This window comes from Amycolatopsis sp. NPDC051716 (assembly GCF_040681595.1).
In the GTDB taxonomy this organism is placed as follows: Bacteria; Actinomycetota; Actinomycetes; order Mycobacteriales; family Pseudonocardiaceae; genus Amycolatopsis.
In genome coordinates, this window is record NZ_JBFAZA010000017.1 from 105,411 (window position 1) to 118,742 (window position 13,332).

The window sequence follows — 13,332 nt, forward strand, 5'->3', positions numbered from 1 at the left end:
GCGTCGAACTGGGGTGTTGCGATCCCGGCTCGGATGGCGAACAGACTTTCCGGACTCGGCAGGCCGGCGTCGAAACGAAAGGTCCTGCTCGTCCCAAGCGCCGAGGCCGCGGTGCTCCACATCGTCCGGTCATGTGAACTCCGCGCTGGCGGCTCGATCATGAGGGGCCGAGAGGGCCGATGCGGGTCTTACTGGTGCGATCGGCGAGGATGAACAGGTGGTAGACGACCTAAGCGGGCTTGGTCCGCAGGGCTTCGAGCGCCTGAGTCAGGCTCTGGCCGTCCGTGTCCTGGGTCCGGGCGTTGAGGTGTTCGGCGAGGGACCGGATGGCGGGCGCGAAGCGACCTTTCGCGGTCGGCTGCCGTATCCAAACCCCATCGAGCCGTGGGACGGCTACGGCGTTCTGCAAGCCAAGTACAAGGCGAAGATCATGGGCACCGGATCGGATACGGCCTGGTTGCGGCAGCAGGTCTCCGCTGAGTTGAAGGCGTGGTCCGCCTCCGGTAAGAAACGTGTACTCGACGGTCGGTTGCCCGAGTACCTGATCTTTGTGACCAACGTGTCACTCTCTGCTGTACCCGGCAAGGGCGGCAAGGACCAAATCGATGCGTTGATCCGAAGCTACGCGACAGCGCTGGGTCTGAAGGGCTGGGCAGTCTGGGACGGGATCACCGTCTGCACCTTGCTCGACAGCTACCCCGATGTCCGGCGGGCGTTCAGGGCCTTGATTACGCCGAACGAGGTGCTCGCGGCAATGCATGATCGTCTCACGGCGCCCCCCGTTCCCTCGCGAGTCGATGTCGTTCTTCCTGGCCCGCAGTATCGCCCTGGTCAGCCCGGACACGAAGCGACCTTCCAAACCGCCTATGACGTGGCCGGAGGCGCCGGACGGTTCGGTGAGGCGATGGGCGAAGTGCAGGAAGCCGGACCTGGCTGGGTTCAGCACTTCCCTGGCGGACCCTATGGCGAGCCCGCGGTCCTGGTCGAATTGCCCGGAAAACCTGCTTCAGTCCTCGCTCGCACCGTGTGGGACGACCTGCAGGCGATTGGTGGCGGGCTGCCGAATTCCGGAACAATCGGGATCGGTTTTCCTGCCGTCAATCGCGCCGACCCGGATCCATTCATCGGCTCGGACCGCCAGGAGATCGAGCTGGAGGGCGGGCAGTGGGGCCGTAGAGGTCGTGGTCGCCTGATTCGCCGGCCCGGCAAGACCCCGGTGTGGCAGCCGGAGATCGTCTTGGACAGCGAAGCCAGCCGGGATAAGGACTCCTGGACGAGCTTGTCGGACAAGCGTGACCTTCGGCTACGGCTTGCCGGAAGAATCCCGCTGGCAGTGGAGGACTGGGGAATCACCGACCGCGGTCGGGCGAAGATGCTGACCGCCCTCCAGAAGACCGGACTGGGTGAGGTCTGCCGTCACCTTGCAGATCGATACGGACTCGACGCTGCCGGGATGGAATGGCAAGAAATCGACGAACCTGACGGTCACAACAACAGCCGGTTCAGCGCGTATCACCTCACCGCGACCGGCGCCGAGGGCCGCCCGGCGGTGTCGATCTGCTTGTACATGGTGCTGCCAGACGGTTACACCAAAGAATTGCGGACAGTCGTCGACTTGCGCATCGACTTCACCGCACTTGCCCCTGCTATGGCATCGAATGCTCCCTTGCTGATTCCTGTGACTCTTCGAGTTTCGATGGCCGAGTTGATCGAGTTCTTCATACAAGCCTGGCGTGTCGCCACGATGGTGGTGCCACTGGCAGCCTTGGACGACCCGATCAGTGCCCAGCCTGCCGGCGCGCCACGGGTGGAGCTTTACATCCAGAGCGAACGTCCGGAATACGCTGGAACAGATCGGACTGTCAGGCCCTTAGATATGGTCGACCTGTCTAGTCTCGGCGTCCCACGCAGTAGCCAGTCCCGAGATCTCTCCGTGGCTGCGACTGCCCCTCTGGGGCTATCGGGTGAGGACGTCGACAGGTGGGTCCGCCAGGCGCTGGACAGGATGGCTGCCGACTTCGGGTTGGTCGTCCGACCTCCGAGTGTGAGGTAGTCGAATCCGACTTGGTCAGCTGAGGCGCGACTCCCTGAGGCAGAATGGCCGTCAAGACGTCTCCTGTCACATGGGGATCGTGAAGTACCCGGCGCGGGTTCGCCGAAAGTAGCGATCGTGCGCGCGCTCGTAAGTCATCGTCCAGACCGGTTTCATGCGTAGATATGAAATAATCTCTTCTCAAGTTGCTGAGTCAGCCGGATCAGGCGATGCTCGGAAAACCTTGCTCGTGTTAGCGAAAATCCGACCAACGTCATTATGGCGGCCAGGCCAAAAAAAGTCAGAACTAGCAATTTGATTGCTTTGACCCTAAGCCATCCATCAGTGACTTGACTGCTTCGACTTAGGGGCGGGGCGGGTTTCGAGTTCAGTTCGCTCAACCTTTGCATGAGCTCACCGCTGGAAAGGTGAGCAAACAAGAACTCCATCGCTTGTTCCTCGGTTGAAAAAGTGCCCAATCGCACCGCTGGCCGTATTGTAAACTGCACTCCGCGAAGCATAATTGCCTGCGCCGCCTCAGCGGCTCGACTGTCGCCGTTGGAGACGACGTACCGAAGCCCGCCAATTATCAACATTTTCGCGCATGCGGCGCCAAACCATAGGGTAGTCACGTACCAGCCTATGCGAAGCGTGAAACCGAAAAAGCCAGCGAGAAGAAACCCGGTTGCGGTGAGAAGCTTGAAGAGTTTACCGGGACGTTCGTCTATTAGTGCCGCCCATTCCTCCCCTCGAAGTTCGCTACGACGGTTCCGTGCGTAGCGTAGACGCGCGGCGACTCGGACTGCACGCCTGGCAAGCCAAGGGGAAAGTTCGCTCGTCTCGTTAACCGCCAAACCCAAGGCTATCGTGATTACTACTTCTCCAGTGGTCACGTCGCCCGCCCGGGCTGTCGACCGAAAAGCTCTCGGACAAGCGCCAACCCGAGCGTGGGGTGTACCTGGGATTGGCAGTTCTCGCCGCGCCGCTCGGCGACAAGAGCGCGCGCAGCACTCTCCCCATGCGGGGTAAGTCGATAGAAACGGCGACGGGGTTTATTTGACTCAGGGGGACTGTCTTCCCAGCGACCAGTCACCCATCCGATGTCTTCGAGCCGATCTAGCACCCCATACACGGTGGGGCCGGAGCGTTTGATCGTCTTCATGATCGCCCATCCGTGTACGTCCTCGCCCTGCGCGAACCCATCAAGGAGCACGACGAGTACGTCGAGAAGGGACGCGGTCACCCGGGCTGGAGCATCCGCCATCCCCTTATATTACCTAGGTCGTACAGTGGCCGGCAAGGTCTGAGAGTGCCCAGTCCAGCGGCCAAGTGGCCTGTAGTGACGAGTAGGTCCCACTCCGGTGGCAGCCAGGGGCCACAACAAGCCGCGTCGGTGGGTGGATCTCCCACACCTCCCGGTGACAACTATCGCTCGCGGTCACAACAACCGGAGCAAGACTCGTGAGGGCACTCCAGTACCTGTGCAGGACCTCTGGGACGATTTGGTCATGGCCGCTAGGGAGCGCAGGCGTCACCGACGGCGCACTGGTCTGCTTGCCTTGCTGACCGGGTTGAGCGCCCTGCTCGTCGCTCTGCTAGCAGTGTCCACCAATCTGGCCACCAACGCAGTTCCACAGCGGTTCGCACGCTGGACCCAGGATCCCTGGTGGACCTGGGGTGCAACCACGGTTCTCGCTATGTTGGTCATCCTTGTTGGTGTTGCTCTCCAGCGGCTGTCCTCCGACGAACCTGGCCAGCCTGCTGCCGCCCGCACCGTTGAGCTCGCCACCGTCAAGCCCGTCCACAACCTGCCGCCGCGCAATCCGGCCTTCATCGGCCGCGACGCGGTGTTCGAACGCATCGAGGCCGAGTTCGCGGGCGGCCCCGTCGCGGTGGTGGCGATGCACGGACTTGGCGGCATGGGCAAGTCGGCCATCGCCCTCGAACTCGCCCACCGGGGACACGAGTCCGGGAGGTACTCCATCGCCTGGTGGATACGGGCGGAGACGGAATCGACGCTCGTCGAAGACATCGCAGACCTGGCCCCCACCCTGGGCCTGAGCGTGTCGGATGACCAAGACCAAACCGTTAAGGACGTGCGCGCGGCCCTTCAGGAACGAAGCGGCTGGCTGATCGTGTTCGACAATGTTGCTGGTCCTGACGCCGTCCGCCCCTGGATCCCAGTCGGCTTAGGAGCCACCTTGATCACCAGCCGGTTCCGCGGCTGGGGCAAGCTGGCAGCGCAAGTCGACCTCGATCGGTTCACACGCGAGGAGTCCCTGGCCTATCTGGCCCGCGCTGTTGTGCGCTATAGCCCGGCCGCCGCCGATGATTTAGCCCAAGCGCTGGGCGACCTGCCGCTGGCGCTAGTTCAGGCCGCTGGCTACCTCGACCTGCGGGATCTGCCGATCGAGAGGTACCTGGAGTTGTATCGGGATCGCGACGCGGCCGGCCGTCTACTTGCCGAGGCAATCGACGGATATCCGGCCAGTGTCGCCACGACCTGGCTGCTGCACTACGACCAGCTCGCCGAGGACGAACCCGCGGCCCTGCAACTGCTGAGGCTGTGTGCCTTCCTCGACCCCGAGGATATCGACCTACACCTGCTGCTGTCCCTACCCAAGCTCCTTCCGCCCGAATTAGCGGGCACCGTCGCCCAGCCGATCGACCACGAGCGCGCGGTAGGCGCCTTGGTCCGAACTAACCTCTTTACCAGGATCGACACCGATCGAATCAGGTTGCACCGGCTGGTGTCGCAGGTGACGCGGTTGCACCTGGGCGCCAGCGCCCGAACGTGGGCGACGCGGGCTGTCGCGCTGGTGAACCAACTGTTCCCTATCCGCCCGGACGACCCGGCCCAATGGCCGCGATGCGCGATGCTCGCAGCACACGCCAGCATGGTGATCGAGCACACCGAGAGCCTGGCGGTGTCCGACGCACAGGCGAACGCGTTGTACGACCGGCTCGGGGTGTACCTGCAAAGCCAGGTCCACGGCGACGTGGAGATCTACTCGCTCGACGCCCCAGACGCTGCAGTGGACTGGCGCACCTCGCCGGTCCGCTCCCGCTACTCATCCCAAATCCAGCGCATCGCACCTCAGATGCTCGCTGACCGCGACCGCGAACTCGCGGAGCTGGCTGCCTTCGCCACAAACGACAACGAACCTAGCTACCTGTGGCTGCGAGCCGGAGCCTGGTCAGGCAAGACCGCACTGTTGTCCTGGTTCGCACTGCACCCACCAGCAGGAGTGCAGGTAGTGTCGTTCTTCGTCACGGGACGCGTGGTTGGGCAGTCCGACCGGTCGGCGTTCGTCGACAACGTCATGGAGCAGCTACTGGCGGTGTTAGGCCAGCAAATTCCACCGTTCTCGACCGAGGTGACCCGCGAGGCCCATTTGCTTGCCCTCCTGGAGGAAGCGGCGCAAGCCTGCAGCAGCCGCGGTGAGCATTTGGTCCTGCTCGTCGACGGCCTGGACGAGGACCGAGGAGTGCACGCGGGACCTGACGCCCACAGCATCGCCGCGCTACTGCCAACTCACCCACCGCGAGGATTGCGGATCATCGTCGCGGACCGATCGAACGCGACACTCCCGGCCGACGTGCCGCCTCACCACTCCCTGCGAATCCCAGGCATCGTCCGCCCGCTAAACCCGAGTACCCACGCCAGAGTTCTACAAGCCGAGATGCTCCGGGATCTGCAGAGGCTGCTGGGCGAGGGCAGCAACCGTGACCTGCTTGGTCTGATTGCCGCCGCATGCGGCGGCCTGACGGTGCATGACCTCGCCGAACTCACCGACACACCCGTGTGGGCTGTCCAAGACCTCATGGACGAACGCAGCTTCACCAAGCGCGAGGGAAACGGCGCACCCGTTTACTTTTTGGCCCACGAGGAGCTGAACGTAACTGCTCTGCAGATGTTTGGACCGACAACCCTTGCGAAGTACCGCGATAGGCTGCACAGTTGGGCGGATAGTTACCGAGCTCGCAATTGGCCCGAAGACACACCTGACTACTTGTTGTCTTCATACCCACGAATGCTCCACCAGTCCGCGGATGCCGCGCGCTTGGTTGACTGCGTCACCGACGTGGACCGTCACGATCGAATGCGCCAGCGATTCGGGGACGACACGGCGGCCATCGAAGAGGTGGATACGGCGATGGGAGCCATTGCCGCGTCAGATAACGGCGACCTGGTGAAGCGACTCGCCGCTCATCGAACGGCCTTGCAGCGGCGGACATTCCTGCAAAGGTTGCGTTCCGTGCTCCGTCACCTACGGTGGCGTTGAACATCGCGAGGTCTGGCAAACTCATTGAGTGATCAAGCACTTCACATCGAGCGTGTTCATCTTCGGGCTGGTCGGTGGAGTGTGGAGTTTGGGGCTGTCGAGCATCCTCGCCTGCGGCGTTGGATGATCCCTGGTGGTCATGCTGAACCGGGCGAGTCGCAGGTTGATGCCGCCCTTCGCGAGGTCGAAGAGGAAACTGGCCGACGGGTTCGGTTGGTGCGGCCCCCAGGTCCAGCAGTCCCGGCCGACTTTCCGCGCACCGTGTTGACGATGCCGTGGTGGATCACCGAGCAGCCGGTGCCGCCGGATGGGTACTGCGGGGATCGTCACGTGCATGTCGATCACCAGTACTTCGCCCTTGTCACCGACCCTGATGCTGCAGTCCGAGAGCCGGAACATCCGTTCCGCTGGGCGGGCGGGGCCGGAGGAGCTCGACGGCCTCGCGATGTTCGCCGACACGCGGCTGCTGGCGACCGGCTTGTTCGCGGTTGTGCCGATGCTGAGCAAGGGCGACGTCGACGCGGCGGCCGTGCTGACGTCGCTGGCGGGCATTGGGCAGTCGTGATTTAGCCCTGGAGCGCGCGAACCCGCTCGTGCAGCGGTGAACTCCTCGACCCGCTTGGTGCGCTGCTTCCACAGCACGGCGAGCCAGCGCAGCGCGATGGTGCGCCGCGCGGCCTCGAACCGAGCCCGGTTGTCCGGTGTGACGCCGAGGTCGGCTTCGGCGCTGGTCCAGACGTCGTCGGGAATGACGCGGGCGCTGATGTGCTCGATGTGGTCGGCGGCGTCGACGGCGATGTCGGAGTAGCCGCTGAACTCGAAGTCCGCGACGTAGGTGGACTCGCCCTCGTGGAGCCAGTTGAGCAGGTTCGCGTCGCCGCGGGAGTAGACGCGGGTGACGGGCTGCGCGAGCAGTTCGGCGTCGCCGCTGTTCTCCCAGCGGTGCAGGAGATCGAGCATCTCCGGGGTCTGGGGATCGTCGGCGGCGTCGGCGAGCTGGCCGGGCCAGACATCGGTGAGCCGGGCGATGTAGTGGCCGATGGAGTCGACGCGCTCCAGGCTGGCTAGCGGCTCTTTCAGCGGAACGCTCTGCAGAGCGCGGGTGGTGTTGGCGAGCGACTTGATGGCTGACGCCGGGTCGAGAACGTCGAGGATCGGGGCGCCGGGGAGCAGCGTCATGCCGAGGGCCGGCTGTTCGGGGTCCCGGTCGAGCCACAGCGGTTCCGGTGCGCTGCCTAGGCCGGCGGCGTGGGTGAGGCCATGCCACTCGCGCTCGACGCGCTGCCGGTCGGTCTTCTTGTAGAGCTTGATGCAGATCGGCGTGGTGGCCGCGGTCCATGCGAAGACGTCGTTGTTGCGGCCACCGTCGAGTGAGTGCAACCCGTGTTCGTCGAGCGTGGCGGCCAGTGCGTCGGCTCCGGCTGCCCGCGCGGTGCGCAGGGCGCTGAGCAGGTCGGTGGGAGCGGAGTTCTCGCGGTGGCTGGCCAACGTGGTCATCGTTTCGGACTCTCGGTTTCGGCTCGGGGCGGATAGACGGGGCCTGGCGTGGCCAGCGTAGGAGACGGGCTCGGCGGTTTCGTGGTGCCCCGCACACGAGCCCAGGTCGATGTCGCCCGTCTGGCTGATCTGACCCAGGGCGGCGTGAATGGCTAGGTGGGTGTCGACCGGGTCGAGGTTGGTGACATTGAGGGCGGTGAGCTGGGGGTCTCGTTCGGCAAGCAGTACGTACGCATGGTCGACCCAGGTGAGGTGAGCGCGTTGCTCGCCGGTGAACGCGGGACGGCGGTCTCCGCCGCGTTCGTCGGCGCGACGGGCGGCGACGTCCGGGGGTATCCGCGCCGATCGACAACTGGAGGCCGTGGTGGCTCTCGACGCCAGCCTGACCAACTGCGTCGGCCCGGGAAGCTGGGGGGCGGCTCCCGGGCCGACTCATGAACTATCGGCCGCGGCCGTGCTTGGCAGCCAGGGCCACACGGCCCGGTCCTCCAGGGTCTTCCGGCTGGCGGATGATCAGGTCACCGTGCGCGTCGTGATTTAACGCGCGGGGAGGCGACAACGTTAGTTCTTCGCGTACGGTCAGCGGCCCGATGTGATCCTTCCGCGCGGCGACGCCGGGGAAGAGTCCGAGGGCTGCGTGGGTGATCCTCGGCATCGAGCGGGATCTCACATTGCCGTGCCGCTGAGCCACTGGGCTTGCTGGCGTCGGTAGCTCATGAGTCCAGAAGGACTGCCCGCCGCCCTGCGCGCGGGCGCAGTCGCGGCGGGGTGAGCTTGACCGGCCCGGCTTGACAGTGCCAGCACCGTCCCGCAGTGTGGCGGCTGCTGCCGAGCTGGGCGTCGAGCTGGAGCGGCTGGCGCTCGTGCCCGAGCCCGGGGCCGAGGTTGCGGCGGTGTTGTCGGCGTTGATCGACGGGTTCGACTTGGTCGCGCTCGGTCTGGCCGCCGCTCGCCGGATGCAGCCGCAGTTGGCCCGTCGGCTGGCGGGGCGGGTGCGGAATCGGGGCGCGGTCCTGATCGCCGCCGGCTCGTGGCCGGCCGCCGACCTTGAGGTGCGCGTGGCGAACCGCCGGTGGCGCGGTCTCGCTGACGACGGCTTCGGCCACCTGGAGTTCCGTGAGGTCGTGGCGACCAGCCGCGGCCGCGGTGCTGCGGCCCGTCCGCGCACCGTCGCGCTGCAGCTCCCCGGCCCCGGCGGTGCCGTCGCCACCGTCGAGGCACCCGCCGGCCGTGGGTTGACCGAGGTCGCCGGATGACCCGCACAACGTCACCGTCGCGCTCGAATCGGTCGGGACTGTACCGAGGTGCCCGATGATCGACCAAGTCGGCGGCGCCGTTCGGTCAGGGGCGCGCGGTGAGTTCGGCGGGCTGATTCCCGTTCGGCCGGCGACCGGCAATCTCGTCGTCTGCTTGCGTGGCCATCGGCTTGACCTGGACCTCTATGACAAGCTAAAGCCCTACAGTCACCGCTACCGGCTGCACGGCACGCTCTGCGAGGTCTGCCGCGCGCAGGAAGGCTGCGACCCCGCAGCCCGGCGCCTTGCCGAATGGGCTCACCTCGACGTCACGGTCCAGCACGCGCCCGGCGCGGCCCCGGGCGACGGGCTCGTCCTGGTCGCCCATCCACCGGCTGCGGGGACGCTGGCCGGCCGGATCGAACTCCATCTCGACGGCACCGAGGTCGGCGCGGTCACCGCCAGCCCGTGCGCCAGCTGCCGAACGGCCACGGTGGACTACGTCCATGTCGTCGCCGAGTACCGGCGGCTCGGCTTCGGCCGCACTCTGGTGGCAGCTGCCGTGGCTCGTGCCCCGTCTTACCGCTGGACGGCGCCATTGCCGGATGGCCCGGTGGCGCAGTCGTTCCGCGCCCGAATCGCCATGCGCCGACCCGGTCAGCGATGCGCCCACGCCGGCGCAGCCGACCTCACGCGGTGAGCGCGAGCGGAGCAAGTGGAAGGCGGTCGTCGAGCAGTTCCTGCAGAAGGTTCGGCAGCTCAGCCGGCAGGAGCTTGTCCCCACAGTTCGAGAGCGCTGCGGCCGACCACCAGCGGCGCTCGATCAGGCCGGCGCGCTCGTTGACGGTGTGCCGGAGGGCGACCTGCGGCGCGTCGTGGTCGGTGCGGGCGAGGTAGACGTGGTCGAGGCGGTGATGCTCTCGGCCGCGATAGATGAAGCGGCTCTCCCGCGTCCAGAGCTTGCGCCCGATCTCGCCCAGGACGAGGCCGGTTTCCTCGGCGATTTCACGCCGGGCGGTGTCCTCGAGCTTCTCGCCGGGGTCCTGTCCGCCGCCGGGGAGCTCCCACCAGTGGTGGCCGGGCTCGTCGGGGTCGCGGGCGTGGATGAGCAGGACCTCGTCGGCGGTGTTGAGGAGTAGGACGCGGGCGCCGACGCGGAGCGGCGGTTCGGTGGGAGTGGTCATCGGGCGAGTCCTCGTGAGCGGTTCATGAGCTCCGGTGGGTCAGCCACTGGTTGGCGGCGTTGCGGATGTCAAGCTTCCACGGCTGGGGATCGTTGTCGGCGATCTGGGCCCAGAGGCGGGCGTTGACAGCGACGAAGGTGTCCAGGCTTTCCGCCGGTGCGTGGTTCCAGGCTGGGAGGGTGTGTGCCCATGCTTCTGCGGCGGCGGGGATGTGGCCTTCGGCGATGAGCCAGAGCGCGGCGCCGGCGAGGTCGATCCAGGCCGCGCCGAGGGTGGGCCAGGCCCAGTCGACGAGCCAAGCGCGGCCGTCGCTGATGAGGACGTTGTTGGGGTTGAGGTCGGTGTGCAGGAGGTGGTCGCCGGTGAGGAGGGCCAGGTCGGCGTCGTCGGCCAGGCCGGTCCAGCGTTGTTCGATCCGGAGGAGCGGCAGGTCCGGTGGCTCGAGTTCGCCGAGCCGGGCGAGGGTGCACGCCACGGCGGCGAGATCGTCGGAGCCGGGGGAGAGGTCGGCGACGCGGCCGGGAAGGTAGTCGAATCCGAGCAGATCCCAGCCGGCGACGTCCAGGTGCCAGCGCAGTGGCGGCGCGATCCCGGCGAGGTACGGGGCGATCGCGACTTCGCGGTGCAGTCCGCGGACACGGGGATGGTCGCTGGGCGTTCCCTTCACGAATACTGCCGCGTCGGCGGTGTGCAGTACGGCGGCGAATGTTGAATTTAAGCCGCTGGCCACTGGCTCGACGCGACGGATCTCACCGACTTCGGCCTCGACCGCGGCGCGGGCCGCTGGAGGGAGGATGGCGCGGTCGCGGGTGCCCATGGACGCCGCTGCGCCGGGCTGGTTCACGCGGCCACCGCGCAGGTGAAGCCGAGGGTGGTCAGCCCTTCAGAGCAGAACAGTGATTCCGACGCGCCTCCTGTGGTGGCCTGCAGCAGCTGGTAGCGCGCGCCGTGCCAGGTGCCCCAGGCCATGGCAGCCCGCCACAGGGCGCGGCCGTGCCCGTAGCCGCGATGCTCGGGAGCGACCCCGAAGTACTGCGGCAGCAGGACCGGTGTCCCGTCGCGATCGGGCATCACGGCGAGCGGGCCGATCGCTCCGAGGACCACACCGTCGTCGACGGCGGCGAGGATCGGCCCGTCCACGCGGCCTTCACGCCAGCGCCGGAACAGGAAGTCGAGCCCGGTTTCCGATACCTGCTGGGCCAGCTGCGCGAAGGTATCCTGAGTGGACGGAGGGCAGGCGTCGAGCTCGCGGATTCGTTCAGCAGTACTGGGTGTGTCCTCCTCGGCGAATGTCTTGAGCAGGATTCGGGTTGCTGTGGCGGTGTCGTTCTGTGGTGGCTCGGGGGTGAACCAGATGACGCGGCCGGTCGCCGCGCCGTAGGCGGCGCACCATCGTCGTGTTGCCGCGCGGAGGGCTGCGGTGTCGGGCTTGGCCGGGCTGTAGACGTGGGTTTTGATCATGCCGGTTCCGCGGTGGTTGAGCGTGGGGATGATCGTGAGGTCGGGGCGGTGGATGATCTCGTCGACGAGGACGGTCTCGGACTTGGTCGCCGACCAGCGGCGCTCCTTGTCGAACGGCAGCATCTCGCCGGTGCGCGCGGCGGCCACGATGTCGTCGAAGATCTCCGGCCGCAGCGTGTCCGGGTGCACCGGTCCCAGGGTGGGGACGATGGGCACCTGCAGGACGCGGCGCAACCAGCGCGGCCGGAATCGCATGCCGGGCACGCTACCCATCCGGCCGACACTGCTCGGTGACCCCCGGCGGTGGACACGCCGGAGGTCACCAAGACAGCTGAGGTGCTGCTAGTACGGGTTGTCGTCACCGGCGTTGCAGCTGCACTTCGACGACTCGACGAGATCGTCCAGGTGCTCGACGAACTCGATCTCGGCCGGGCCTCGTGGGGTGGTGAGCGGCACGGGGATGGTTGTGCCGCTCGGGTCGCGCCGTTCGAGCGGAACGAGGACAGCGGTCATGGTTTCCCTCCTCTCGGTTGATCAGTGCTGGCAGTAGGTGCTCAGCGGAGCCTTGGCTTTCCGGTAGAGCGTGACCAGCGGCATGCACGTGCCGCAGCTGCCCTGCAGTTGACAACCCGTGCAGCCGCCCTGGCGGAGTAGTAGCCGGTCCGCGATCCCACCCAGCTGCGCCAGCCCGGCCAGGCCCGCTTCGAGGAGAGGGATCTGGGGGTCGCGACCGACTTTGCAGATGCTGGCCATGCCGTGCGGGTCGACGTGGAAGAAGGTGTGGCCGGCGTTGCAGCCGGTGAACGGCTTGCGCTTGCGCAGGTACTCCTGCGACTGCGCGGGCAGGCTTTCCGCGCCGCCGTAGATGGTGGGCGACATGTTGGAGAACACGTGATGCGGCAGCTCATAGCGGTCGGCGAGGGCCTTCATCGCGTCCAGCTCGTGGGCGTTGTGCTGGGTGACGATCAGATTCAAGTTCAGCGGAAGGCCAGCCTCGTGCGCGGCGGCCAGGCCGCGGGAGAACTTCGCGAACGATCCGCGACGGCGGGTCAGCCCGTCGTAGGCCTCGGCGGTGGCGCCGTAGACGCTGATGGTGAGCCGGTACGGCCGGTGCCGGGTCAGCAGTTCGAGGATGTCGGGTTGGGCGAGGCGGGAGCCGTTGGAGGAGATCGACAGCATCATCCCCAGCTCGAACGCCCGCTGGTAGACCGCGGTGAACAGCCTGTCGATCAGCGGCTCGCCGCCGGTGAGCTGCAGCCACAGCACACCCGCCTCCGCGAGCAGCTGCAGCAGTCGCTCCCGATCGCGCCAGGGTAAGCCTTCGAAGCGTTTCAGCCCGAGGTAGCAGTGCTCGCAGTCGTAGTTGCAGCCCAGGTTCAGCTCATAGGACGCGCGACCGTAGGCATGGCCGGATGGGGAGCGCACGAGGACCACTTCGCCCAGCCGTCGGCCGGAAAGATCGAGGTCCGGCCAGCGTCGGCACGCCGCATCGACCAACCAGTCCGGGCAGAGCAGTCCGGACGCGGTGGACGCCAGTTCCTCCCATAGCCGCACCGGCAGCCGGATTCCTGATTCGCTGCCGGGGCGCAGGACGAGGTAGTTGTCGAGGAACGGGCTGGCGATGAGCTCGAACACGG

11 protein-coding genes and 1 pseudogene are annotated in these 13,332 nt (G+C 66.6%); 5 read left to right on the top strand and 7 right to left on the bottom strand.

The genetic code is table 11. The annotated features are described in order from the left end of the window. The first annotated feature begins 217 nt into the window (after positions 1 to 217). On the top strand, positions 218 to 2,053 hold the full coding sequence (locus tag AB0M30_RS24055) for a hypothetical protein (protein ID WP_364587332.1): 1,836 nt from the start codon (positions 218 to 220) through the stop codon (positions 2,051 to 2,053). Positions 2,054 to 2,921: 868 nt separating this feature from the next. Here the strand turns inward: AB0M30_RS24055 and AB0M30_RS24060 are convergent. Continuing rightward, positions 2,922 to 3,296, bottom strand: coding sequence for a PadR family transcriptional regulator (locus AB0M30_RS24060; RefSeq protein WP_364587335.1), 375 nt, complete (start codon positions 3,294 to 3,296; stop codon positions 2,922 to 2,924). A 433-nt stretch (positions 3,297 to 3,729) separates the two neighbouring features. On the opposite strand from AB0M30_RS24060, the gene AB0M30_RS24065 reads away from it, so the two are divergent. Continuing rightward, the gene (locus AB0M30_RS24065; RefSeq protein WP_364587338.1) at positions 3,730 to 6,318 is read left to right on the top strand and encodes an NB-ARC domain-containing protein; all 2,589 of its coding nucleotides are present in this window, start codon (positions 3,730 to 3,732) and stop codon (positions 6,316 to 6,318) included. 123 nt (positions 6,319 to 6,441) lie between these two features. Next, positions 6,442 to 6,888, top strand: a complete 447-nt coding sequence (locus tag AB0M30_RS24070; RefSeq protein ID WP_364587586.1) for an NUDIX domain-containing protein — start codon at positions 6,442 to 6,444, stop codon at positions 6,886 to 6,888. 252 nt (positions 6,889 to 7,140) lie between these two features. Here the strand turns inward: AB0M30_RS24070 and AB0M30_RS24075 are convergent. Then, a pseudogene (locus AB0M30_RS24075) lies at positions 7,141 to 7,815 on the bottom strand (phosphotransferase); the annotation flags it as partial. A gap of 815 nt (positions 7,816 to 8,630) precedes the next feature. Between AB0M30_RS24075 and AB0M30_RS24080 the strand changes: the two are divergent. Both AB0M30_RS24080 and AB0M30_RS24085 read left to right on the top strand, forming a co-directional pair. Further along, positions 8,631 to 9,071 carry a hypothetical protein gene (locus AB0M30_RS24080; RefSeq protein ID WP_364587340.1) on the top strand — a complete coding sequence of 147 codons (441 nt, stop codon included), beginning with the start codon at positions 8,631 to 8,633 and terminating at the stop codon, positions 9,069 to 9,071. A 55-nt stretch (positions 9,072 to 9,126) separates the two neighbouring features. Further along, positions 9,127 to 9,750, top strand: coding sequence for a GNAT family N-acetyltransferase (locus tag AB0M30_RS24085; protein ID WP_364587342.1), 624 nt, complete (start codon positions 9,127 to 9,129; stop codon positions 9,748 to 9,750). Here AB0M30_RS24085 and AB0M30_RS24090 read toward each other — a convergent pair. The 5 genes from AB0M30_RS24090 to AB0M30_RS24110 form a co-directional block, all read right to left on the bottom strand. After that, positions 9,740 to 10,234, bottom strand: a complete 495-nt coding sequence (locus AB0M30_RS24090) for an NUDIX domain-containing protein (RefSeq protein ID WP_364587345.1) — start codon at positions 10,232 to 10,234, stop codon at positions 9,740 to 9,742. The genes AB0M30_RS24085 and AB0M30_RS24090 overlap by 11 nt on opposite strands. A 22-nt stretch (positions 10,235 to 10,256) precedes the next feature. Next, complete coding sequence (locus AB0M30_RS24095; RefSeq protein WP_364587348.1) at positions 10,257 to 11,078, bottom strand: hypothetical protein; 822 nt, start codon at positions 11,076 to 11,078, stop codon at positions 10,257 to 10,259. Then, positions 11,075 to 11,950 (bottom strand): GNAT family N-acetyltransferase, encoded by an 876-nt coding sequence (locus tag AB0M30_RS24100; RefSeq protein ID WP_364587351.1) that lies wholly within the window; start codon positions 11,948 to 11,950, stop codon positions 11,075 to 11,077. The genes AB0M30_RS24095 and AB0M30_RS24100 overlap by 4 nt, the downstream gene beginning before the upstream one ends. Before the next feature lie 87 nt (positions 11,951 to 12,037). Further along, positions 12,038 to 12,208, bottom strand: coding sequence for a hypothetical protein (locus AB0M30_RS24105; RefSeq protein WP_364587354.1), 171 nt, complete (start codon positions 12,206 to 12,208; stop codon positions 12,038 to 12,040). 21 nt (positions 12,209 to 12,229) lie between these two features. Beyond that, positions 12,230 to 13,330, bottom strand: a complete 1,101-nt coding sequence (locus tag AB0M30_RS24110; protein WP_364587357.1) for a radical SAM protein — start codon at positions 13,328 to 13,330, stop codon at positions 12,230 to 12,232. Positions 13,331 to 13,332 lie beyond the last annotated feature (2 nt).

Excerpts from the sequence above, each read along its gene's own strand:
- AB0M30_RS24065 (WP_364587338.1), top strand. The coding sequence starts at position 3,730 with ATGTTGGTCATCCTTGTTGGTGTTGCTCTCCAGCGGCTGTCCTCCGAC.
- AB0M30_RS24085 (WP_364587342.1), top strand. The coding sequence starts at position 9,127 with ATGATCGACCAAGTCGGCGGCGCCGTTCGGTCAGGGGCGCGCGGTGAG.
- AB0M30_RS24090 (WP_364587345.1), bottom strand. The coding sequence starts at position 10,234 with ATGACCACTCCCACCGAACCGCCGCTCCGCGTCGGCGCCCGCGTCCTA.
- AB0M30_RS24070 (WP_364587586.1), top strand. The coding sequence starts at position 6,442 with ATGATCCCTGGTGGTCATGCTGAACCGGGCGAGTCGCAGGTTGATGCC.
- AB0M30_RS24105 (WP_364587354.1), bottom strand. The coding sequence starts at position 12,208 with ATGACCGCTGTCCTCGTTCCGCTCGAACGGCGCGACCCGAGCGGCACA.
- AB0M30_RS24100 (WP_364587351.1), bottom strand. The coding sequence starts at position 11,950 with ATGCGATTCCGGCCGCGCTGGTTGCGCCGCGTCCTGCAGGTGCCCATC.
- AB0M30_RS24060 (WP_364587335.1), bottom strand. The coding sequence starts at position 3,296 with ATGGCGGATGCTCCAGCCCGGGTGACCGCGTCCCTTCTCGACGTACTC.